The following is a 22,635-nucleotide window of genomic DNA, read 5'->3' as shown; positions in this document are numbered from 1 at the left end:
CCCTCACTCTAAATGAACATTCCCATTGACAGTACGAGCTACTATATTTATTTTATTATAAGCCTTTTCATAGTCTTGAGTTTTCCCTTTAAGATGAGTAGCTCCTCTTACCTCATAAAACATACTTGGCAATTTCACTTGACACTTGCCATTTACTGTGCTCAAATCAAAAGAAACGCCAACCTTTTCATCAGCAATCTCCATTTCGATACTGCCATTAGTAGTACTTGCCTTTAGGGAAGAATTGCTTGAATTGACTTTAAAATCCTCTACAATAATTTTACCATTTATTGTGTTTAAATCTGCATCGTTGAAAGTACTGTCCTCTACTGCTATACTGCCATTAGAAGTGCGACAAACAACCCTTTCACAAGTAGCATCATCCACCTCTATCTTCGCATTTGTAGTGTGGTTCTCTATTTGATAAAACTTTATCTCTTCTAAGTAAATGCTTCCATTGGTAGTGTAAGCCTGCAGACTTTCTCCTTCAATACCTTCTATGGAAATTCTGCCATTTGTAGTAGAAAGTGTTATATTTTTATATTTAACCTTAGGAAGATACATTTTAACACTCAAAGCCTTTATCTTTGGAGTCTTCTTTACTTCTAATATTCCATTTTGGCAATTGTATATAATTTCTTCTTCTCCATTTCTGGGAACTACATATCTTGTGGTAATAGAAGCATACTCTTCTTCCCACGTTTCAATATAAATTTCTCCATTTCTCCCTTCTATTCTTATATTAGCATTTTCCGCTACACTATCGCATCGAAATTCTTTTTCAATTGTCTTTCCTAAAGATATTCCTAAAAAAGTATCCAGCAGCCGGTCAACTGTCCTCTCAAAAGTAGAAATTTCTCTTTCTTTCTCTCTTACTGTAGAGATTGCCTTATCAATTTTCTCTTCTATTTTAAAAGGAATTTCTTCTAGCTTTGAAAAACTTTCCTCTTTTTTATTTGCCTTCTCTTTCTCTTCTATCTCTTCTAATTCTTCTTCATAAAAAAATTCTTCTCCCTCTATCGCTTCAAGCAATTGAGCCGCTTCCTCTGCTGTTATCTTCCCCTCCTCTAGCATTTTTAAAATCAATTCTTTTTCTTCATTCATAGAGCTTGCCCCCTAATCCTTACTATTCTTTTAAAAGTTTCAAAGCTTCTTGAACAGTTATTTCACCACTTTCTAACTTCTTCAGGACTTCTTTTTTGTCTACTGTAGGCCTTCTTTCAACTTCATATCCCAAAGCAGCAATCAAATTGTCCAATTTGTTTCTAATTGTAGGATAAGATAAGCCTAATTCTTTTTCCATTTCCCTTATATTTCCCCTCGTCCGTATGAAAAGTTCCAAAAAATCTCTTTGCTCTTTTGACAAATAGCAAAATTTACAAAGTTCAAATTTACCTTCAATTGCTGTTCCACATTGAGGACATTCCAGCCTTGTTACCACCATTTTTTCACTGCAAACTGGACATCTACCTATTACTTCATTCATTAATATCACCTCTTAAAAGGCAAGTTTATTATAAAAAGCCTGCTCACATTCGTCATCTTGTTTTTATTATAACACTTATTTTAAAAATGTCAATAAAAATTTTAAATTATTTTAAGTTTTAGTTTAAAAAAATTAATTTTTTAAAGGATAAAAATAAACCAAGCAAAGCTGCTTGGCTTAAACTTCTATAACCTCTTCTTCAAAATCATCAATATATTTTTGATACTCCATTTTTTGTTCTGCTTCTATTACTTTGTCTAACTTAGGCTTTGTAGCAGGATGTTTCGGCACAAAAATAGTGCAGCAGTCTTCATACGGTCTTATAGAGATCTCAAAAGTACCAATCTTTTGAGCTAAATCTATAATCTCTGTCTTATCCATTCCAATGAGAGGCCTAAATATTGGCATAGACACAGAAGTATTGGTTACATATAAACTTTCAATCGTTTGACTTGCAACTTGTCCTAAACTTTCCCCAGTGATTAGAGCCATAGAACCATTCTTTTGAGCAATTTTTTCTGCTATCTTCATCATCATCCTTCTCATGATTATAGTAGTAAATCTTGGTGGACACTTTTCATAAATTTTCAATTGCAAATCAGTAAAATGCACTACATGTAATTTTATCTTTTGGCCATACTGAGAAAGGACTTCGCACAAATCTACAACCTTGTCTTTAGCTCTTTCAGAGGTATAAGGAGGACTGTGAAAATAAACCGCTTCTACTTCTACGCCTCTTTTCATCATCATCCAAGCAGCTACAGGGCTGTCAATGCCTCCTGACAAAAGTACAGTCGCTTTACCGTTTGTCCCAAGAGGAAGGCCTCCTATTCCCTCAATCACTCCCGCGTATACAAAAGCCATTTCTCTTATCTCTACATTTAAAAGCACATCAGGATTATGGACATCTACTTTTAAGTTTTTGATATTTTTCAATACTGCTGCTCCTACTCTGCGGCTGACCTCCATGCTGTTATAAGGAAAAGACTTATTTGGCCTCTTAGTCTCTACTTTAAAAGTCTTTCCTTCGTGTCCTTTCATAAGTTCTACTGCAGCTTTAAATATTTCATCCAAGTTTAAATCGGTTTTTTTAGCTTTTGTTATTCCTACAATACCAAAGACTTTTTTTAATCTTTCTATTACCTCTTCAATATCTCCATCACATTCTACATAAATTCTGCCATGAGTTTTTTCAACTTTAACTTCCTTAAAGTCAGAAAGAGCATGTTTTATATTTTTTATCAATTTATTTTCAAAAAAAGACCTATTATCTCCTTTTAAAGCTAATTCTCCATATTTAATCAATAATATGTCTTGCATATTTTACCTCCGTTTATACTTTCTTAAAAAATTCACTTTTTCTTTTAACACTGATATAGTATAGTCAATTTCTTCTTCTGTATTAAAAATTCCAATGGAAAATCTTATAGCGCTTTCAATAAGGTCCTCTTTAAGACCTATCGCTTTTAAAACATGACTTTGTCCTTTCTTTTTGGAAGAACAAGCCGATCCCGTAGAAACATATATGCCCTTTTCTTCAAGAGCGTGTAAAAGCACCTCTCCCCTCACACCGGCAAAAGAAATATTGAGTATATGTGGCGCTCCCTCTTCAACATTTGGCCCGTTTAAATGAACATCTTTTATTTCAGAAACTATGCCTTGATAAAGTTGCTTCTTTAAGGTCATTAATTTGCTTACATTACCGTGGAAATTTTCTTTGGCTAATTTGCTAGCCACACCAAATCCCACAATTCCTGGCATATTTTCTGTCCCAGACCTTAAATTTTTTTCTTGTCCTCCTCCAAAAATTATTGGCCTAATCTTTACTGATTTATCAATATATAAGGCTCCTACACCTTTAGGGCCGTGTATTTTATGACTGCTTAAAGAAATCATATCTAAATTTTGCTTTTTTACATCTATATTTATTTTTCCCACTGCCTGTATAGCATCAACATGAAAAATTATACCTCTTTCCTTTGCTATTTCACCTATTTCCTCTATTGGCTCAATCGTACCTATTTCATTGTTAACAGCCATAATTGAAATGAGAATCGTTTTGTCAGTTATAGCTCTTTTTAAGTCTTTTACATCTACTTTTCCTGTTTTATCCACAGCTAAATAGGTTACTTCAAAGCCATTTTCCTCTAAATATTTTAGCACATTAAGTACAGAGGGATGTTCAATAGCGGAAGAAATTATATGATTACCCTTTTTTCTCAAACTCTCCGCTACTCCAATTAAAGCAAGATTGTTTGATTCTGTACCACCAGAAGTAAAAACAATCCCCTCAATATCTCCGTTAATTAGTTTAGCAACATTTTCTCTTGCTTCTTTCATCAATTTTTCAGCCTGATACCCTTTCAAATGTAACGAAGAAGGATTGCCATATTCATTTTCTAAAACCTCTACCATTTTCTCTATAACTTCTTTCCTAACTCGTGTAGTAGCACTGTTGTCAAGGTATACTTCCATAGGCATCATCCCTTTTATCTATTTTGCAAACTTGATTAACAAATTAATAGTTCGCTGTACTTCTTCATAGGTAGCCTTTCCATCTTCACTTGCTAATATACACTCCTTAGCATGCTCTTGTATTATAGACATGCCCACTTTTTCTAAAGAAGCTTTTACAGCTGCTATCTGCAATAAAATTTCCTCACAACTTTTTGACTCTTCTACCATTTTTTCTATCCCTGCTATGTGCCCTTTTATCGTCTTTAATCTCATCAAAATATCATTTCTCAAATTATCGCCCATTTACAACACACCCTTTACTAATTTAATTCCTTATATATTAACTTTGCCACAAAATTTGCAAAGAGTCAATTCCTATATCGAGTAGGAGCTGAATAATTATTTTATTCAGCGTCCTCTCACACCACCGTACGTACCGTTCGGTATACGGCGGTTCATTAGGAATTGTGTACAATTAGATATCTTTGGGATAAACTCTTATAACCTATGCTTTCAAAGTATTTATTTGTAAGAGTCTTATTTAGGATTGGGCTATTGGATATTCTCCAGTAGCCTTTCCTTGTATTGGCGTATTCCCAGGCTTTTTGTTCTTCTACTCCTAGTTTTACTAAGTTATCATGCTTCGTTTTTATCTTCTTCCATTGTTTCCATATACATGCCCTTAGTCTTCGCCTTATCCATTCGTCAAGGGTTTTCATTATGCTTTTCGCGTCTGCTAATCCAAAATAGTTGACCCATCCTGTTGTTATTTGATTTAGTCTTTTTATTCTGTTTTCCATGCTTATTCCCTTGTTCCGATTGGTTATTTCTCTTACTTTTTCCTTAAACCTTTTGATGGATTTTTCATGGATTCTTATTCTTACTTCGTTTTCTTTTGTGTAGAATGAAAATCCAAGAAATTTTCTTCTCCATGGTCTATCTACAGCACTTTTTGCTTCGTTGACTTTTAGTTTTAATTTGCTTTCTATGAATTTCTTTATGCTCTTCATTACTCTGTTTCCTGCAGACCTGCTTTTTACATATATGTTGCAGTCATCTGCATATCGGCAGAATTTGTGCCCTCTCCTTTCAAGTTCTTTGTCTAGTTCGTCCAACATTATGTTTGCTAATAGGGGACTTAATGGCCCTCCTTGGGGTGTCCCTTCTTCTGTTGATATTTTGATTCCGTTTATCATTACTCCTGATTCTAGGTATCTTCGTATTAACTTTAGTACTCTTTTGTCCCCTATCCGCTTTTCTAGTTTGGACATTATTATGTCGTGGTTTACTCTGTCAAAGAACTTTTCTAAGTCCATATCTACAACCAATGTGTATCCTTCATTTATGTATGCTTCTGCGGCTTTTATTGCGTCTTTTGCACTGCGTCCTGGTCTGAATCCATAACTGCTATCTGAAAATGTATGGTTGTAGACTTTATTCAGTATTTGGGCTATTGCTTGTTGTATTAGTCTATCTAGTGCTGTAGGTATTCCTAGTAGTCTTACTCCTCCATCTGGTTTGGGAATTTCTACTCTTCGCACTGGTTGTGGTTTGTATTTCCCCTCCAGCAGTTGTTGTTTTATGGTTGGCCAGTTTTCTTTGAGATACGGTAGAAGTTCATCTACTTCCATCCCATCGACTCCATGGCTTCCTTTATTTGCAACAACGCGCTTGTATGCTGCTTCCATGTTCCCTCGTTCTACTATCATTTCAAGCATCTTGCCGGTATATCTTTGTACCTCGTTTCTTCCATCTTCCGACGCCGATGATATACTATGCACTTCCGTTGTCTTTTGAAATTCCATTTCTCTATTCAACGGATAGCCTCTTTGTTGAGTTGTCTGCAGTCTCTGCATATCTTTCGAGTCCATAAGATTTCCAAAACCTCCTAACGTTCGGTCCTTCCTTATCTATTCATGTCTAGATAAGTACTATGACCTCTGCTGACTTCTCAAGGTTCAACCATACATCACTGTATGGGTTGTCACTTCAGATTTTACTTCCATGACTTATCCTTGAGACCTCCCCGGGTAAGAACGATAACTTTCATCTCATATATCTGCCAGATTTACTGTATGGGATTCGGGTAGTGTTGGACTTCGTTTTGTTACGCAAACTCATCCATCCCAATTCAGCCTCTTATCTGGTTCTTGTTCATCAGACCGAGATTTTGCCTTAAGCTTCCTTCAGATTCCACCTCACGATGGACACCCTTGCTCTTGGCTAGTGGTTCCCACTACCAAGCCCACAGCGGACTTTCACCGCCTAGTTATCGCCCATGCCGGGCGCACATAAATAATAAAGGAGCCAAAAAGGCTCCCTTATTTGTTATATTTTGCATTTTTATATCTTTGTTGTGAATCCAAAATCTTTTTTCGTATTCTAATGCTTTGAGGAGTAACTTCCACTAATTCATCATTATCTATAAACTCTAATGCTTCTTCTAAGGACATCTTTTTTACAGGAGATAGCCTCAAAGCCTCATCCGCCGTTGCAGACCTTAAATTTGTCACATGTTTTTTCTTACATACATTGACATCAATATCTCCACTTCTTGAATTAACTCCCACAACCATCCCTTCATACACTTTTGTACCTGGCTCTATAAAAAGTGTCCCTCTCTCTTGAGCATTGTAAAGGCCATAAGTTGTCGCAACCCCCGTCTCAAAAGCTACAAGAGCGCCTCTCGTACGAGAAGGAATGTCTCCTTTGTAAGGTGCATAATCATAAAAGACAGAGGTCATTATGCCATTTCCTTTTGTATCTGTTAAAAATTCAGACCGATACCCTATTAAGCCTCGTGTAGGTATTTTAAACTTAAGCCTTATAGTTCCTGGCTTTAATGTGTGCATATCCATCAATTCAGCTTTTCTCGGTCCTAATTTTTCCATTACAACTCCCATATATTCTTCAGGAATATCTATTGTCAAAAGTTCAATAGGTTCCATTTTTACTCCATTTATTTCTTTAAAAATCACTGTAGGCTTAGAAACCTGTAATTCATACCCTTCCCGTCTCATAGTCTCAATTAAAATAGAAAGATGCAGCTCTCCTCTTCCAGACACCTTAAAAGAATCAGTAGAATCTGTTTCTTCAACTCGCAATGCGACGTTTGTCTCTAGCTCTTTAAAAAGCCTTTCTCTTAAATGTCTTGAAGTAACGTATTTACCCTCAGTTCCAGCAAAAGGACTGGTATTTACACTAAAAGTCATAGAAACTGTTGGCTCTTCTATGCGAACAAAGTCTACCGCCTCGGGGTTATCTCTATCTGCAATGGTCTCTCCAATCTCAATATCGCTTATGCCAGAAACCGCCACAATATCTCCCAAGCTTGCTTCTTCTACTTGCACTCTTTTTAGTCCTTCAAACTGATATAGATTATTTATGTGAACTTTTTGTATTGACCCATCTCTTTTACATATAGCCGCTTCTTCCCCTGAAATTATTTTTCCTCTAACTACTTTTCCAATGGCAATTCTCCCAATGTAATCATCATAATCTAAAGTAGTCACTATAAGTTGTAATGGTGCTTCAATATCTCCTATTGGTGCAGGAATATAGTCTAAAATCGTATCAAAAAGAGGTCTCAAGTCATGAGACTCTTCTTCTAAACTTAATTTTGCTATACCTTCTTTTGCAGAGGTGTAGACAACAGGGAAATCAATTTGGTCATCATTTGCTCCTAATTCAATAAATAGATCTAAGACTTCGTCAATAACCTCCTGAGGCCTTGCATCAGGCCTATCAATTTTATTTATGACAACTATAGGTTTTAGATCCAGTTCCAATGCTTTACTTAATACAAAACGGGTCTGTGGCATAGGTCCTTCAAAAGAATCTACCAACAAAAGTACCCCATCTACCATTTTTAATACTCGCTCTACTTCACCGCTAAAATCTGCATGTCCTGGGGTATCCACTATATTTATTTTCACATCTTTATATCTAACAGCAGTATTTTTAGCAAGAATTGTTATACCTCTTTCTCTTTCTAAATCGTTAAAATCCAAGATCCTTTCCTCAACTTTTTCATTTGCCCTAAAAATACCGCTTTGTTTAAGCATAGCATCAACCAAAGTAGTTTTACCATGATCAACATGGGCAATAATGGCTATATTTCTTACATCTTCTCTTACAAATTTCATAAGGTATCTCCTTCCATAAAATAGGCTATATCGCGTATACAGTATTATATAATATCTCAAGGAATAAAAATAGTCAATATAAAAAAGAGCACTCTCTAGAGCACTCTTTTTATCATAGGTCATTTTATAATTCTTCTTGCTGTAACATAATGTTCTTTATAATACCCTTCGTTTAAAGGACTTATTATGACCTTCCCTCTACCTGAAGAGCTTTGTATAAACTCACCATTACCTATATATATTCCTGAATGATTTATCACACTGCTTCCTAAAGTTTTAAAAAATACCAAATCTCCTGGTTGAAGATTGTTATAACTTACATATTCTCCTGCAGTAGCTTGCTCATTTGCCGTTCTTGGTAAATTAATACCTACATTCTTGAAAACATATTGAACAAAGCCGGAACAATCAAATCCTTTTGGAGTTGAACCTCCATAGACATAAGGAGTCCCCACAAAAGACTTGGCAAAATCTATTAACTTATCTATCAAACTCCTATCTACTTCACCCCTTGAGATACTTGAAGGGCTCCTCACTGCTAAGTATTCTCCGTAAATCCATCCTTCTCTTCCGTCCGAAAGCTTTATTTTATACCACCCATTTTGTTTACCCAACACATTCACTGTAGTATTCTTGTTAAGCTGTGCTACAACGCTGCCAGATAAACCCGCTTCACTTCTCACATTAACGTAACTACCTGTCACTATACCAACACTTGCTGCTTTTTCCGAATCTCCTCTTGAGACATTAGAAGAATTTCTTACGGATAAATATTCACCAAAAACCCATCCTTCTCTTCCATCAGAAAGCTTTATCTTGTACCACCCGTTTTCCTTATCTAACACAGTCACTGTGTCATTCCAATTTAAGCGGGCAATGACACTTCCTGATAAGCTTCCTTGAGTCCGCACATTTACATAATTGCCTGTAATCTTTCCAACTCCCAGTCCTTCCGCAAACGCTGGGTTCAAAAAAGAGCTACCAATCAGCGTCGCACCAAACACAGAAATTCCAAAAATCATCTTTCCTATTCGCTGATCCACTGCAAATCTCCTTCCTTTATTGCCTCCGGAGTTAGCTGTCGGGTGCGGGACAGAAGGTATCCCTACTGCAGCTTAAAGCTACAGATTAACCCCAAAAAGCGGTTCCTCCGTACCTTTCGGATTCGGCAAGATTGCATATTTTGTCCTTTTGTCTTATCTTATCATATCCTACAGTCAAAGTCAATGTTTACATTACATTTTCTTAAATTTTTTAATCTTTTTTTAATATATTTTATAAAAAATTAATAATTTGTGTGACAAAAAATAAAAGGCTTAACGCCTCTTTTCTCTTTTATTTATGGTGCGGGCGGTGGGACTTGAACCCACACGAGATTATCTCTCACATGCCCCTCAAACATGCCTGTCTGCCAATTCCAGCACGCCCGCCTGCGTTTTTATTATACTGCTCACTTAACTCGTTTGTCAAGGTGGCAAACCTATTAATCATTTCAATTAAAATATCCATCACTGAGTAGTCGTACACCCAAACGTACGCGTCTGCCAGTTCCGCCACCACCGCACGCTTTATTTAATTTCGTCACACTATGAATTATATAATCTTTTTAGGTCAGTGTCAATACCTATTTTTTGATATACCATTTTTCTATATTGTTAAAAACATTAAATCCAGTAGGGTCCACAACTTTTACATTGTCATATGCCATAACTGCTCCTTCAATATAGAAAAGGCCAATTATGGGTTGTTCCTCTAAAAAAACTTGTTCCAAAGCCTGATAATCTGTTTTTAAAGAATTCTCTTCTGAATCATAAAAAATTCTACTATATATTTCATCAACTTTAGAATTACTATAACCCATAAAATTGTCTTTGCCTTTTGTCATAAACATTGTAGACATATCTTGATTATAACTTAAATTCCACTCCATTAACACCAAATCAAATTTACCCGAATATACAGAACTTAGTAAATTGCTCCAATCTTTTGGTACAATGTTTATTTCAATTCCTACATCTTTTAAATTATTCTTTATAATTTTAGCAACTTTAATCAAATATGGATTATTTGCATTTACCAGCAAATCAAATTTGAGCTGATAAGTTCCATTGCTCCTTATCCCTTTAACTAAATTCCAACCACTTTCCTCTAATATTTTATTTGCCTCTTTTATATCGTAATTATGAGATACTATTTTATTGCTATAAAGCCACGAATCAGGGCGAACGGGAATACATGACTTTAACCCATGACTGAAATATACATCTCTCAAAATTTTGTCAACATCTATTCCATAACACATCGCTTTCCTGACATTTGAATCTTTCAAAGCTGGCTTTTGATAATTAGGGGCCATAAATACATAATCTTGCATAACGTATTTATAAATATTTACGTTTGAAATTTCTTTGTATTTATCCCAGTCTATGTCACTTAAAAAAGTAAAATCTGCTTCTTTGCTTTGAAAAGATGTTATCATAGCATTTTCATCAGGCACAATTTTAAACACTATACTATCTATATAAGGTTTGTCGCCTCTATAATAAGGATTTCTTTCAAAAATAATTTCTCTGCCAACGCTGTAAGAAGATATCTTATATGACCCTGTACCAATAGGTACAATATCTTTATTTAAAATATCTTCCTTACCTTTATATTGGTGCTCAGCTAGAATAGGAAAAGTAAACAAAGCTATTGGATTTGCAACAGGTTTATTTAAAACAACTTCAAATTCATAATCACCATTTGTCTTATAAGAGGAGAGATAGTTAATGAGAATATCCCTATAAGGACTTTTTACATCCTTATTTTTAAAAGAATCAAAAGTAAATTTTACATCATTAGCTGTAAAACTTACTCCATCCTGCCATTTAACATTCTTTTTTAAATAAAATTTTATATTAAGTCCATTTATCTGCCAGTTTTCTGCTAATTGAGGAATAGGTTTTAAAGTTTTATCCAAGGTAACTAATCCTTCCAATGACAAATTTAACATTTGCCTTACTCTCTCATTGTCATTCAAAAAAGGATTTAATGTATCAAAAGAAGTAATATTTACTCTTAAAGTGCCACCCTCTACTGGCTTTTCTTCTTCAATCTTAGTTTTGTCCTCAGATGCTTGAGGTAAATTTACCATATTTTGCGGAGTAGTTTTGCATCCTGTAAAAATAAACATCAAAATGAAAGATAATATAATAAATTTTCTCATTAACTATCATCTCCGAAAACTATTTTATCTTTTTCAATTTTTTATTTTCGATAATTCCAGGAATTCTCCCTCTTTTAGCAATAGGTACTCCTTCCACTTCTTTTATATCCATTGTCATATCAATAGGTTGAGCATCAGATATGTAACTTCCTACTCCAAAAGCATCTGCTCCACTTTCAGAAAGTTCTGCTACCCGTTCTGGGTTTAAACCTCCAGAAACTATAATTTTTACATTTGTAAATCCTTTTTGATTTAATCTTTGCCTTAGTTCATACACTAAACTAGGTGTAACTCCACCTCTTTCTGATGGAGTATCAAGTCTTACTCCGTATAATCTATCCCCTAAAAATTCAGCAACCCTCAAAGCCTCTTCCACTTCGTCTTTAAAAGTATCAACTAAAATGGTTATCTTTTCATCAAGGGGAGTTATATCTCTGTAAGCTTTCGCCACTTCTAATGTATCTCCTGCAAGCAAAAAAGCAGCATGAGGTACTGTCCCTTTAGGGTCTTTCCCCATTAATTTTGCACCTAAAATACAGCTGGCATCATCTGCCCCTCCTACTAAAGCCGCCCTTTCCATCACAGGTGCCACAGCTGGATGTACATGCCTTGCACCAAAACATAATATTGGTTTGTCTTTGGCAACTTCTTTAAGCTCCCTTGCTGCTGTTGCCCAACCGGAAGAACTTGCAAGAATTCCTAATATTGCCGTCTCATAAATTCCAAACTCACTATAAGGCCCTTTTATCCTCATTACTGTATCTTTAGCTTCAAAAGTGTCCCCTTCTTCCAAAGACCATACTTCCACATTTTTGTCTTTAAGTAAACTCATTACTTCTGGTAACCCTGCAAAAACTCCTTTTTTTCTTGGAAATATCTCCGCTGTGACTATTTTATCTTGTACACCAAGATATGACAAAATATCCTGGGTTCTTAAAAAATACACATCTGTAGTCCATGCATTTTTTATTTCTTCATGAGTAGCTGAGAAAAACTCCCTATCCTTTTCAATTTTTACTTCATTTAAGTCTTTTAAATGCTTTAATAGTTTCATTTGTGTCCTCCCTTTTTATTTTCTTTTTTAACGATACTATTATACCAATTTTTCAGCTTTTTTTGTATATTCATATCAACTTTTAGTTTCATATATAAATTTATATATCTGATAAACTGCTAACACCTTTTTTATATATCTATTTGTCTCAGGATAAGGAACAGCATGTAGCTGTTTCCCATCTTTGGAAAATCTCTTGTCTTTAAGCCATGCATCTACATTTCCACTACCTCCGTTATAAGCTGCTACAGCTAACTGTATATTTCCATTAAAAGTTTTAAGAAGATAAGTCAAATACCATGTCCCCATCTGAATATTGTATTTAGGCTCAAAAAGCATATCATCGCTGTAGTTTTTTATCCCTACTTTATTGGCAATCCATCTTCCAGTATCTGGTAAAATTTGCATTAATCCTATAGCATTTTTGCTAGAAATTGCATCACTTTTAAAATTACTTTCTACTTTTATTACAGCAAAAATAAGATAGGGGTCTACGCCATACTCTTTTGCGTAATAAACTACATAATTGTGGTATTTAAGAGGATAAATTTTTTTAAAAATAATGAGTATTTAACTCGTAAGTAAACAAAAGACCTACTAATATCAAAAATATTACCGCAACTTTTTTCCTCAAAGTAACTCCTCCGATATTATGATTTATGTTGCAAATCTTCCCCAAAATAGTGTAACTTGTTTTTCCATAGCTTTAAAATCTTTGCTATTGTTTATTATAAAATCTGCGTACTTCATCTTTTCATCCAAAGGCATTTGACTTTTTATTCGGTTTATTGCATCTTTATAAGAAAGTTTATCCCTTTCCATAACCCTCTTTATTTGAGTTTTTGAATCTACCACTACTAGCCAAACCTCATCTACCATTTTATAAAGTTTCATTTCAATTAAAAGAGCTGCATCTAATACAATAGCCTTTTGCTGATTTTTTTTCTTTCTTCTTCTATTTTTTCTTTTATCCGCTCTATTATTATAGGATGAGTAATTTCATTTAATTTTTTAAGCTTCCTTCTGTCAGCAAACACAATATTACCCAATTTTTTTCTGTCAATTTCTCCGTCTTCCTTTAAAATTTCTTTTCCAAAATATTCTACAATTTTATTATATGCTTCTGTTCCTTTTATCATTATTTCTCTCGATACAATATCTGCATCAATAATCACAGCACCCATCTTCTTTAAAAGCTTAGAAACAGTGCTTTTTCCTGATGCAATACCGCCAGTAAGTCCAATTACTTGCATTTTTGTACACCTCACTTGGCTAAAAACCAATTGGGCCCTATACCAATTTCAACAACAAGAGGAACTTTTAGTTTTATCACATTTTCCATATTTTCTTTCAATATTTTCTTTACAATATCTACTTCATCTTTATACGTATCTACTACAAGCTCATCGTGCACTTGCAATATAAGTTGAGACTTTAACTGCAATTTTTTAAAATCTTCATAAACTTTAACCATTGCCATTTTTATTATATCAGCCGCACTTCCCTGTATTGGAGCATTCATTGCTAACCTCTCAGCCTGCGACCTTTGAGTAAAATTTCTTGAGTTTATCTCAGGAATATATCTTCTTCTGTTCATTATTGTAGTCACATAGCCATTTTCTTTTGCAAATCGCACTATTTTTTCAATATATTCTTTTACTCCTTTGTATCTTTCAAAATAATTATTTATATACTCTTTTGCCTCTTTTCTTGATATTTTAAGGTCTCGAGAAAGCCCATAATCGCTAATGCCATATATTATACCAAAGTTTACGGCTTTTGCCGCTCTTCTCATTTCAGGTGTAACTTTTTCCATTGGGACTTTAAAAACTTCAGCAGCTGTTCTTAAATGTATATCTTCGTTATTCATAAAAGATTCTATTAGCTTCTCATCCCCCGAAACATGTGCTAAAACCCTTAGTTCAATCTGAGAATAATCAGCCGAGACAATATACCCATCTTTAGTCCGCGGAATAAAAGCTCTTCTAATTTGTCTGCCAAACTCTTCTCTTATAGGTATATTTTGTAGATTCGGCTCGGTACTGCTTATTCTGCCTGTAGCAGTGACCATTTGCTTAAAATTAGAATGTACTCTATTGTTTTCATCCATGAGAGGCAAAAATCCATCTATATAAGTAGATTTAAGTTTTGTAAGTTGCCTATACTCTATTATATCACTGACAACATCATTATAAGGAACTAATTGCTCTAAAACTTCAGAATCTGTAGAATATCCTGTTTTTGTTTTCTTTATTACTGGTAAATTTAACTTTTCAAACAAAAATTCACTTAATTGCTTAGGGGAATTTACATTAAATTGATACCCTGCCTCTTTATAAATTTTATCTAGTATTTCTGCTATTCTATCATCTATTTTTTGTGAAAGCTCTTTTAGGACTTCTTTATCTAATGTAAAACCACTTACTTCCATTAATTTTAAAACTTCTACAAGAGGCATTTCTATTTCTAATAAAAGTTTTTTCATGTCCATTTCTTCAATAAAATTCATCAACTTTTCTCTTAAATCGAATAGATGTACACATCTACTGCAAATGTAATCTGCAAGTATATCTTCTCCTATTTCTTCAAGCTTCTTTTTATCCCTACCTTTGCCAAATACCTCTTCATAAGATGGAACATCCACCTTTAAATATTTTTTCAGCACGCGGTCCAAATCATAGTTAGACTCAGAAGGATTTAAAAGATAAGCCATTATAGCAGTATCTATGTACTTGCTTTTACACTCTATTCCTTTATAAGAGAGTTTAACTAAAAAATCTTTTATTTCGTGGGTTGTAAATTCAAACTCTTCTTTTTCAAAAATCTCTTTTAAATCTTCTATTTGAAAAACATCAATATAAACAGTATCCTCTCCAAAAGAAAAAGCTATTTTCTTTATTTCCCCTTCATAAATTAGTGGATAAAAAGCAATATTTCTGCTGTCTTGCAATAAAGTTATTAATTTTCTTATATCTACTTTTGACCATTTTTGAACTTTATGATTATTTACAATCTCTACGTTATTTTTTTCTTTATGTTATCAATCAAACTAAAGAATTCTAATTTATTAAAAAGCTCCAAAAGCTTCTCCTCATTAAAGTCTTTTACTCTATATTCCTCAAAATCTATCTCAATAGGAATGTCTCTTTTTATAGTTGCAAGTCTTTTACTCATTACAGCTAATTCTTTATTATTTTCTATATTTTCCTTTATCTTACCTTTGAGTTGAGAAAGATTTTGAAGCAAATTTTCAACACTGCCAAATTCTTTTAAAAGTTTAATCGCTGTTTTTTCTCCTATATTAGGTATCCCTGGGATATTATCAGATTTATCCCCCATTAACCCTTTTAAATCAATAAATTGCTGAGGAGTTATTTCATATCTTTCTAAAACAGCCTTTTCGTCAAATTCCTCCATCTGAGTTATACCCTTTTTAGAAATCTTAACTTTCACTTTATCTGAAACTAATTGAAGCGCGTCCCTATCTCCTGTAACTACAAGCACTTCCATTCCTTTTTCCTCTGCCAACTTTGAAATAGTACCTATGATGTCATCGGCTTCGTAACCTTCTAATTCTAAAGTCTTTATATTAAAGCCATCTATAATTTCTTTTAAAAGGTCTACTTGTTCTGTGAGTTCCTCAGGCATTGCTTGTCTTGTAGCTTTGTAGTCTTGATACTCTTTGTGTCTAAAAGTAGGAGCTTTTTTGTCAAAAGCTATAGCTATATAATCAGGTTTTTCCTCTTCAATAAGTTTTATAAGCATCATAGTAAAGCCATATAAGGCATTTGTATGTAATCCTTCACTTGTAGTAAGCATTGGCAAGGCATAATAGGCTCTGTACATGAGGCTACTCCCGTCAATTACTAAAAATTTAGACATTAAATCACTCCCATTTTTATTTCTTTGTATTTTAATATACCGCAAAAAAAAGAAGATGTAAATTGTCATCTTCTTTTTTTGAAATAGATATACACTTTATACCCAATAAAAGCCAGTGCACCATAAGGTAAAACTATTACCAATATTATTATCAGCTTCTTTATAAAAAATATTAAAAAATTTACATTATTTATAAAAGCTTGTTTTATATCTCTACCGATTCCCTTAAAAGAAACTAGAGTCGTAGGTTTCTCAACCTTGGAAACCTCTCTTATTAAAAGATTTATGGTTCCTAGCCTCGTAAGATTTTCCCATACTTTTAACTGTTCTTTCATTGATTCTATATCGCTTCTTATCCTGTTTATTTCGGATTCTACTTCAAGCATTTCCTTGACTGTAGAAGCCTTATTCATAATGTCTTGAAGTTTTTGTTCCTCTATTTCTAAGTTTTTTAGTCTTGCTTTTAAATCATAATACTGCTCTGTAACGTCTTTACTATCTATTCTTAAAGCTGTTACTTTACCAAATTCTTTAATCTGAGAAATCACACTTTCAAATTTATCTTCCCGCACCTTCAAAACAAGATTTATCCTTTTGGTATTATCGGTAAATACAGTTTCATCAGAACTTTCAATAAAGCCTTCTGCTTCTTTTACCAATTTAAACACTTTATCATAACATACATTGACATCTTCTACTTCTAAGGAGATGGTTGCATTTTTTGTAATTTTCCTTGAAGTTCCTGCTGGCAATCCTCTTTGACCAGTGATTGAAAACATATTAACTTCATTATTAATTCCTTCCTTTTTAGACAAATCAGCACTTTGAGTCATTTTGATATTGTTTGAAGGAGCACTCGATTCTATTCGTGAGGATTTATCAAATTTAAAAATATTTACTACAAATACTGTCATAAGTATGAAAGAAGCTGCAATAACTGCTACTGTTAACGTCTTTTTTAGCCTTTCTTTTTTCTTCTCTAAAATATTTTTCTGGTAAACCAATTTTTCGTGTATTTTTTTATTGAAATCTTCAGGTAGTTCTAAAGGAGGCATATTTTTTAAACTTTCTATTATATTTTTCTCCAGTTGATATTCTTTTCTGCAACTTTCACAGCTTTCTATGTGCTTTTCTAATTCTTCCTTTTGTGCTACATCCAATTCACCATCTATATATCGGGGTATAAGTTGAAGTGCCTTTTTGCAATCCATCATACTTGCCTCCTTTCGTCTAATGATAAAAATTCTGGCAAAGACTTTATTCTCTCTTTAAGCAGATTCCTTGCTCGCCACAAGCGAGACTTTACAGTGCCTAAATTCAAATTCATTATCTTGGATATTTCTTCATAGTTTAAACCTTCTATATCTCTTAAAATCAAAACCACTTTATAGTCTATAGGAAGTTTGTTTATTTCTTTCATTACAATTTCTGCAGTTAATTTTTTATCTACCACCTCTTCAGGAGTTTCAAAATCTTTTACTCCATTTTCAAATTCCTCTATCTCTCTAAAATTACTTCTTTCCACATTTCTTTTTCTTAAATAATCTATAGCACTGTTTACAGCAATTCTATAAAGCCATGTTCTGAAACTACTATTCCCTTTAAATTTTTTTATATTTAAATACGCTTTAAGCAACGTCTCCTGCGTAAGGTCTAATGCTTCTTCTCTGTCAAAAATAATCCTTAATATCACATTGTAGATGTATTTTTGATGCTCACTTGCGAGAATTTCAAAAGCCTCCACATCTCCAGCTTTTGCCCTCTCCAACAACTCCTCCTGTCCCACCTTCTAACCTCCCTTTCATTCAATTTAGACGTAAAAAATAAAACTTGTTCCCAAATATTAAGATGCAATATATGGAAAATATGTGTTGCAGGAAAAAAGTTATTTCTGTAGAATAAATATAATTAAGATATATATTAATAATACGACATGCTGATTACTTTATCCTTCTAATTTAGAAAATTTTTGATAATGGAGTGAACAAATATGTATGAGCTTCTGATAATACTTGCAGAAAGGTTTAGCATAATAGCTCTTCTAGCTTTTGTGCTTTCTAAGGCAGAATTTTTCAAAAAAATAATCTATAACAGTCGCGTTACAAAAAAAGACCTTCTTTTGACCATGGTCATCTTTGGGGTAATAGGTATTGCAGGAACTTACGTCGGTGTACCTATAAAAGACGCTATTGCAAACTCAAGAGTGGTAGGTCCAATGGTAGCAGGCTTAATAGGAGGCCCTTTAGTAGGTTTAGGTGCAGGTTTAATAGCAGGAGTTCACAGATTTTTCTTAGGTGGTTTTACAGCAATGTCTTGTGGCGTATCTACTATTTTAGAAGGATTTTCTGGTGGACTTATAAGAAAATATTATAAAGGGGAACATGTCCCTTGGGAATTGGCATTTGTAGCAGGATTTATAGGTGAAGCTGTACAAATGTTAATCATTTTAACAACTGCCAAGCCTTTTTCCCAAGCTTTAGAATTGGTAGATATTATAGGATTACCTATGATGATAGTCAATGCAACAGGTATAGCTATATTTATGATAATAATTAAATCGGTCTTCGATGAAAAAGAACAAATCTCTGCCATGCAAGCAAAAATCGCCCTTGAAATTGCATCCAAAACTCTGCCATACTTAAGAAAAGGATTAAATGAAGAATCGGCACAAAAAACAGCAGAAATAATATATAATTCCACAAATGTATCGGCTGTTACATTAACTGACAAAAAGAAAATTTTAGCCCACGTAGGTATCGCTTCAGACCACCATAAACCTGGTACACCAGTACTCACAAAAGCGACAAAAGAAGTTTTAAAAACCAGAAAAATCCGCATAGCCAAATCAAAAGAAGAAATCGGATGTTCCCATGAGGATTGTCCTTTATCCTCTGCTGTAATTGTGCCTCTTTTTAAGTACGATAAAGTGGTAGGAACATTAAAACTCTACAAAGGAGGAAATAAATCGAGAAATAATGTCATCTCAAATACAGAAATTGAGCTTGCAAAAGGGTTAGGACATTTAATATCTTATCAATTAGAAATTGCTGATGCAGAATATCAGAGAAAATTAGCTACTGAAGCAAAACTTAACGCTTTACAAGCTCAAATTAATCCTCACTTTTTGTTTAATGCTTTAAATACTGTCATATCTTTTATAAGAACAAAACCTGATGAAGCGCGAGCACTTTTAATAAATTTAAGTGAATATTTTAGACACAATTTAAAAAATGTAGGAAAGTATGTCACTATTGAGCAAGAGTTAAATAATATCAATGCTTACTTATATATAGAAAAAGCTCGTTTTGGAGATAAACTAAACATAGAACAAGACATTGATGAAAGTGTACTGTCCTATTACATGCCTTCTTTTACCCTTCAGCCAATAGTTGAAAATGCCGTAAAACACGGTATCCTCCCGAAAGGTGATGGTGGAACTATCAAAATAAAAATAAAAGACAAAGTAGACTACATTAGCTTTTGTGTAGAAGACGATGGAATAGGAATAAAACAAGAAGACCAACAAAATCTTTTGAGAAAAGGTTTTGGCAATGGAGCAGGAATTGGTCTTTATAATGTAAATGAAAGGCTTACTACTATATTTTGTAAAGAATGTTCTCTAGTAGTTAAAAGCGAAGAAAAGATTGGTACAAAAGTTTCTTTTAAAATACCCAAAGCTTACTTAAAAAGGGATGATGTATATGAAGAAATTGAAAGCGTTAATTATTGACGACGAACCACCTGCAAGAGATGAACTCAAATATCTTCTTAGTGAGTATGAAGACATAGAAATTGTAGGAGAGGCTGACAACGGTCTTTCAGCGCTAAAATTGATAGAAGAGTTAAAGCCTGAAGTAGTATTTCTCGACATAAACATTCCAAAAATAAACGGTTCCGATGTAGCAAAACATATATCTTCTGTCGGGAAACTGCCTTATGTGGTTTTTGTAACCGCTTATGATATGCACGCAATAGAAGCTTTTGAAATAGGAGCCCTTGATTATCTTTTAAAACCAATAAGTCAGCATAGGCTATATAAGACATTAGAAAAAATAAGAACCTTTTATAAAGATATGGAATGGAAACAACAATATAATCCCCCCTTAGAATTTGAAAACAAAAAATAGAAAAATTAGCTGTTGAAAAAAACGGAAGAATAAAACTTATCGATTTAGATGAAATAATTTTTGCAGAAGCCTATGAAGGAGACGTTATGGTAAAAACTAAAAGTGACAATTTTATATACAAAGGAACGATAAAAAGCCTTGAAGAAAAGCTTAAAGAAAATGCCTTTTTTAGGGTTCAAAAAAGTTACATTGTTAACTTAAATAAAATAATAGAAATATTGCCTTGGTTCAAAGGCACTTACTGGGTGGTAATGGATGACAACAAAAAACCCAAATACCTGTAGGCAAATCTCAAATAAAAGAGCTAAAACTTTTGCTGGGTCTTGACAGGGATAATTAACCCTGTCATTTCTTTTTATCTATATATATTTCTTTTCATAGTTTAATTTCTTCTTTTCATTTCAAATTGGCTGAAATCGTTTAAAATCTGTGTTAAACTTATAATTGAAAATTATTACAGGAGGGGTTATATTCAATGAACGGTCTAGTTTTAGTTATCATAACAGCAAGTGTATACGCTTTAGCATACCGGTTCTATGGCGCCTTCATCGCTGCCAAAGTTCTGGCATTTGATGAAAACAGGACAACACCTGCTTATAGACTGGAAAATGGCTATGACTACGTTCCAACTAACAAATGGGTCCTTTTTGGACATCATTTTGCTGCAATAGCCGGTGCAGGACCTCTTGTAGGACCGGTACTTGCTGCACAATTTGGCTATCTGCCAGGAGCTTTGTGGATTTTAATTGGCGCAGTACTGGCAGGAGCAGTTCACGACATGGTAATACTTTTCGCTTCTGTAAGGCATGATGGATCTTCTATAATAGACATTACCAGAAAAGAAGTAGGTAAAGTATCAGGAGTAGCAACTGCTATAGCCGTCCTTTTAATAATTATAATTACACTGGCAGGTCTTTCACTTGTTGTAGTAAATGCCTTATACAACAGCCCATGGGGAACATTTACAGTTGCTGCCACAATTCCTATAGCAATCTTTATGGGAATATACATGAAATGGATTAGACCTGACGATGTAAAAGGAGCAACAATAATAGGTGTGACTCTTTTGATATTGTCCGTTGTAGCAGGACCTTATATTGAACACACATCTTTAGCTCGTTATTTAACATTTAGCCAAAAAGAAATGACTGTAATATTGGCTAGTTATGGTTTCATTGCGGCAGTATTACCCGTGTGGCTTTTGTTAGTGCCCAGGGATTATTTGAGCACTTATATGAAATTAGGTGTAATGCTTCTTCTTGCAATAGGAGTTATAATCGTAAATCCTGAAATAAGAATGCCTGCTGTAACACAATTTGTCGCAGGAGGAGGTCCTATAATCCCTGGAAAAGTATGGCCTTATGTGTTTATAACAATAGCCTGTGGAGCCATATCTGGTTTTCATTCTCTTGTGTCATCTGGAACAACGCCTAAAATGATAAAAAACGAAAAAGATATACTGCCTATAGCTTATGGAGCAATGTTAGCAGAAGGTTTTGTTGCAATGATGGCGTTAATAGCTGCAACAAGTTTAATCCCTGCTGATTACTTTGCTATAAATGTATCTCCTGAAGTCTTTCAAAAATTGGGCATGAAAGTCGTAGACTTACCAGTTTTATCTCAGTTAGTCGGTGAAAATGTAGCAGGAAGGCCAGGTGGTGCAGTAACTCTTGGTGTAGGTATGACCTTTATCTTCTCCAAAATTCCTTTTTTAGAGCATCTCAGTGCATATCTCTATCATTTTGTAATACTATTTGAAGCATTATTCATTCTAACTACAATAGACGCAGGCACTCGTATAGGAAGATATTTGTTACAAGAAGCAGGTGGAGCAATATACAAACCTTTAGGAGATAGAAATTGGTGGCCAGGGATAATTTTTACAAGCTTCTTAATATCTTTCGCATGGGGTTACCTAGTATATACTGGAAATATTTCAACAATATGGCCTTTATTTGGAACTTCCAACCAATTACTTGCAGCAATAGCTTTAGCCTTAGGAACAACTGTCATCATTAAAAAAGGAAAACCTCAATACATGTGGATAACATTGATTCCCTTCATATTTATGGCTACAACTACATTATACGCTGCATACTTAAATATAGTCACCAATTACCTTCCAAAAGGTAACATGTTACTTGTGGTGCTTTCAATTACAATAATACTGCTAGCAATCATCATTATAATAGATTCTGTAGTAAAATGGTATGGATGGCTCAAAAAAGGAAAACTCACAAAAGAGGCAATTAAAGCAAGTGTATTTAATTAAAGTA

At 33.9% G+C, this 22,635-nt stretch carries 14 protein-coding genes, 1 tRNA gene, 4 pseudogenes and 1 riboswitch; of the genes and pseudogenes, 3 read left to right on the top strand and 16 right to left on the bottom strand.

Going from position 1 to position 22,635, the window contains the following annotated elements; all coding sequences use genetic code 11:
• Positions 1-3 precede the first annotated feature (3 nt).
• The 16 genes and pseudogenes from THESIDRAFT1_RS09500 to THESIDRAFT1_RS09425 all read right to left on the bottom strand — a co-directional run bounded on the left by THESIDRAFT1_RS09500 (position 4) and on the right by THESIDRAFT1_RS09425 (position 18,018).
• Positions 4-1,104 carry a DUF4097 family beta strand repeat-containing protein gene (locus THESIDRAFT1_RS09500; RefSeq protein WP_006570239.1) on the bottom strand — a complete coding sequence of 367 codons (1,101 nt, stop codon included), beginning with the start codon at positions 1,102-1,104 and terminating at the stop codon, positions 4-6.
• A 22-nt stretch (positions 1,105-1,126) separates the two neighbouring features.
• Positions 1,127-1,486, bottom strand: a complete 360-nt coding sequence (locus tag THESIDRAFT1_RS09495; RefSeq protein ID WP_003870158.1) for a DUF2089 domain-containing protein — start codon at positions 1,484-1,486, stop codon at positions 1,127-1,129.
• A 177-nt stretch (positions 1,487-1,663) separates the two neighbouring features.
• A complete protein-coding gene (gene thiI / locus THESIDRAFT1_RS09490) occupies positions 1,664-2,806 on the bottom strand; it encodes a tRNA uracil 4-sulfurtransferase ThiI (protein WP_006570238.1) in 1,143 nt (380 codons plus the stop codon).
• Positions 2,807-2,809: 3 nt separating this feature from the next.
• Entirely contained in the window at positions 2,810-3,961 is a 1,152-nt protein-coding gene (locus THESIDRAFT1_RS09485; protein ID WP_004402404.1) for a cysteine desulfurase family protein, read from the bottom strand.
• A gap of 18 nt (positions 3,962-3,979) precedes the next feature.
• Entirely contained in the window at positions 3,980-4,246 is a 267-nt protein-coding gene (locus tag THESIDRAFT1_RS09480) for a metal-sensitive transcriptional regulator (RefSeq protein WP_003870161.1), read from the bottom strand.
• Positions 4,247-4,401: 155 nt separating this feature from the next.
• A complete protein-coding gene (gene ltrA / locus THESIDRAFT1_RS09475; protein ID WP_006570237.1) occupies positions 4,402-5,814 on the bottom strand; it encodes a group II intron reverse transcriptase/maturase in 1,413 nt (470 codons plus the stop codon).
• A gap of 450 nt (positions 5,815-6,264) precedes the next feature.
• Positions 6,265-8,088: a translational GTPase TypA gene (gene typA, locus THESIDRAFT1_RS09470; protein WP_003871527.1), complete on the bottom strand. Its 1,824-nt coding sequence runs from the start codon at positions 8,086-8,088 to the stop codon at positions 6,265-6,267.
• A gap of 119 nt (positions 8,089-8,207) precedes the next feature.
• Positions 8,208-9,131 carry a C40 family peptidase gene (locus THESIDRAFT1_RS09465; RefSeq protein WP_006570236.1) on the bottom strand — a complete coding sequence of 308 codons (924 nt, stop codon included), beginning with the start codon at positions 9,129-9,131 and terminating at the stop codon, positions 8,208-8,210.
• Between the two features lie 5 nt (positions 9,132-9,136).
• Positions 9,137-9,269, bottom strand: a riboswitch (cyclic di-AMP (ydaO/yuaA leader).
• Between the two features lie 161 nt (positions 9,270-9,430).
• Positions 9,431-9,518: transfer RNA gene (locus tag THESIDRAFT1_RS09460), tRNA-Leu, on the bottom strand.
• 194 nt (positions 9,519-9,712) lie between these two features.
• Positions 9,713-11,296: a peptide ABC transporter substrate-binding protein gene (locus tag THESIDRAFT1_RS09455; RefSeq protein ID WP_006570235.1), complete on the bottom strand. Its 1,584-nt coding sequence runs from the start codon at positions 11,294-11,296 to the stop codon at positions 9,713-9,715.
• A 19-nt stretch (positions 11,297-11,315) separates the two neighbouring features.
• Positions 11,316-12,350, bottom strand: coding sequence for a nicotinate phosphoribosyltransferase (locus THESIDRAFT1_RS09450; protein ID WP_003871276.1), 1,035 nt, complete (start codon positions 12,348-12,350; stop codon positions 11,316-11,318).
• Between the two features lie 75 nt (positions 12,351-12,425).
• Positions 12,426-12,984, bottom strand: a pseudogene (locus THESIDRAFT1_RS09445) (lytic transglycosylase domain-containing protein).
• Between the two features lie 23 nt (positions 12,985-13,007).
• Positions 13,008-13,603 (bottom strand): annotated as a pseudogene (gene coaE, locus THESIDRAFT1_RS09440) (dephospho-CoA kinase).
• A gap of 11 nt (positions 13,604-13,614) precedes the next feature.
• Positions 13,615-16,232, bottom strand: a pseudogene (gene polA / locus THESIDRAFT1_RS09435) (DNA polymerase I).
• A 65-nt stretch (positions 16,233-16,297) separates the two neighbouring features.
• Positions 16,298-17,446, bottom strand: a complete 1,149-nt coding sequence (locus THESIDRAFT1_RS09430; protein WP_006570231.1) for a DUF4349 domain-containing protein — start codon at positions 17,444-17,446, stop codon at positions 16,298-16,300.
• Positions 17,443-18,018: a sigma-70 family RNA polymerase sigma factor gene (locus THESIDRAFT1_RS09425; protein ID WP_003871281.1), complete on the bottom strand. Its 576-nt coding sequence runs from the start codon at positions 18,016-18,018 to the stop codon at positions 17,443-17,445. Before THESIDRAFT1_RS09425 ends, THESIDRAFT1_RS09430 begins: the two co-directional genes overlap by 4 nt.
• 204 nt (positions 18,019-18,222) lie before the next feature.
• On the opposite strand from THESIDRAFT1_RS09425, the gene THESIDRAFT1_RS09420 reads away from it, so the two are divergent.
• The 3 genes and pseudogenes from THESIDRAFT1_RS09420 to THESIDRAFT1_RS09410 all read left to right on the top strand — a co-directional run bounded on the left by THESIDRAFT1_RS09420 (position 18,223) and on the right by THESIDRAFT1_RS09410 (position 22,631).
• A complete protein-coding gene (locus THESIDRAFT1_RS09420) occupies positions 18,223-19,962 on the top strand; it encodes a sensor histidine kinase (protein ID WP_006570230.1) in 1,740 nt (579 codons plus the stop codon).
• Positions 19,934-20,699, top strand: a pseudogene (locus tag THESIDRAFT1_RS14970) (LytR/AlgR family response regulator transcription factor). The gene THESIDRAFT1_RS09420 and the pseudogene THESIDRAFT1_RS14970 overlap by 29 nt, the downstream one beginning before the upstream one ends.
• A gap of 135 nt (positions 20,700-20,834) precedes the next feature.
• Positions 20,835-22,631 (top strand): carbon starvation CstA family protein, encoded by a 1,797-nt coding sequence (locus THESIDRAFT1_RS09410; RefSeq protein WP_006570228.1) that lies wholly within the window; start codon positions 20,835-20,837, stop codon positions 22,629-22,631.
• The last annotated feature ends 4 nt before the right edge of the window (positions 22,632-22,635 follow it).

The organism is Thermoanaerobacter siderophilus SR4 (assembly GCF_000262445.1).
GTDB classification, from domain to species: Bacteria; Bacillota; Thermoanaerobacteria; order Thermoanaerobacterales; family Thermoanaerobacteraceae; genus Thermoanaerobacter; species Thermoanaerobacter ethanolicus.
The sequence above is the reverse complement of the archived record's forward strand: the minus strand, read 5'-3'. Positions and strand labels throughout refer to the sequence as shown.

Excerpts from the sequence above, each read along its gene's own strand:
- THESIDRAFT1_RS09420 (WP_006570230.1), top strand. The coding sequence starts at position 18,223 with ATGTATGAGCTTCTGATAATACTTGCAGAAAGGTTTAGCATAATAGCT.
- THESIDRAFT1_RS09485 (WP_004402404.1), bottom strand. The coding sequence starts at position 3,961 with ATGGAAGTATACCTTGACAACAGTGCTACTACACGAGTTAGGAAAGAA.
- THESIDRAFT1_RS09450 (WP_003871276.1), bottom strand. The coding sequence starts at position 12,350 with ATGAAACTATTAAAGCATTTAAAAGACTTAAATGAAGTAAAAATTGAA.
- typA (WP_003871527.1), bottom strand. The coding sequence starts at position 8,088 with ATGAAATTTGTAAGAGAAGATGTAAGAAATATAGCCATTATTGCCCAT.
- ltrA (WP_006570237.1), bottom strand. The coding sequence starts at position 5,814 with ATGGACTCGAAAGATATGCAGAGACTGCAGACAACTCAACAAAGAGGC.
- thiI (WP_006570238.1), bottom strand. The coding sequence starts at position 2,806 with ATGCAAGACATATTATTGATTAAATATGGAGAATTAGCTTTAAAAGGA.
- THESIDRAFT1_RS09410 (WP_006570228.1), top strand. The coding sequence starts at position 20,835 with ATGAACGGTCTAGTTTTAGTTATCATAACAGCAAGTGTATACGCTTTA.
- THESIDRAFT1_RS09480 (WP_003870161.1), bottom strand. The coding sequence starts at position 4,246 with ATGGGCGATAATTTGAGAAATGATATTTTGATGAGATTAAAGACGATA.
- THESIDRAFT1_RS09430 (WP_006570231.1), bottom strand. The coding sequence starts at position 17,446 with ATGATGGATTGCAAAAAGGCACTTCAACTTATACCCCGATATATAGAT.
- THESIDRAFT1_RS09455 (WP_006570235.1), bottom strand. The coding sequence starts at position 11,296 with ATGAGAAAATTTATTATATTATCTTTCATTTTGATGTTTATTTTTACA.
- THESIDRAFT1_RS09495 (WP_003870158.1), bottom strand. The coding sequence starts at position 1,486 with ATGAATGAAGTAATAGGTAGATGTCCAGTTTGCAGTGAAAAAATGGTG.
- THESIDRAFT1_RS09500 (WP_006570239.1), bottom strand. The coding sequence starts at position 1,104 with ATGAATGAAGAAAAAGAATTGATTTTAAAAATGCTAGAGGAGGGGAAG.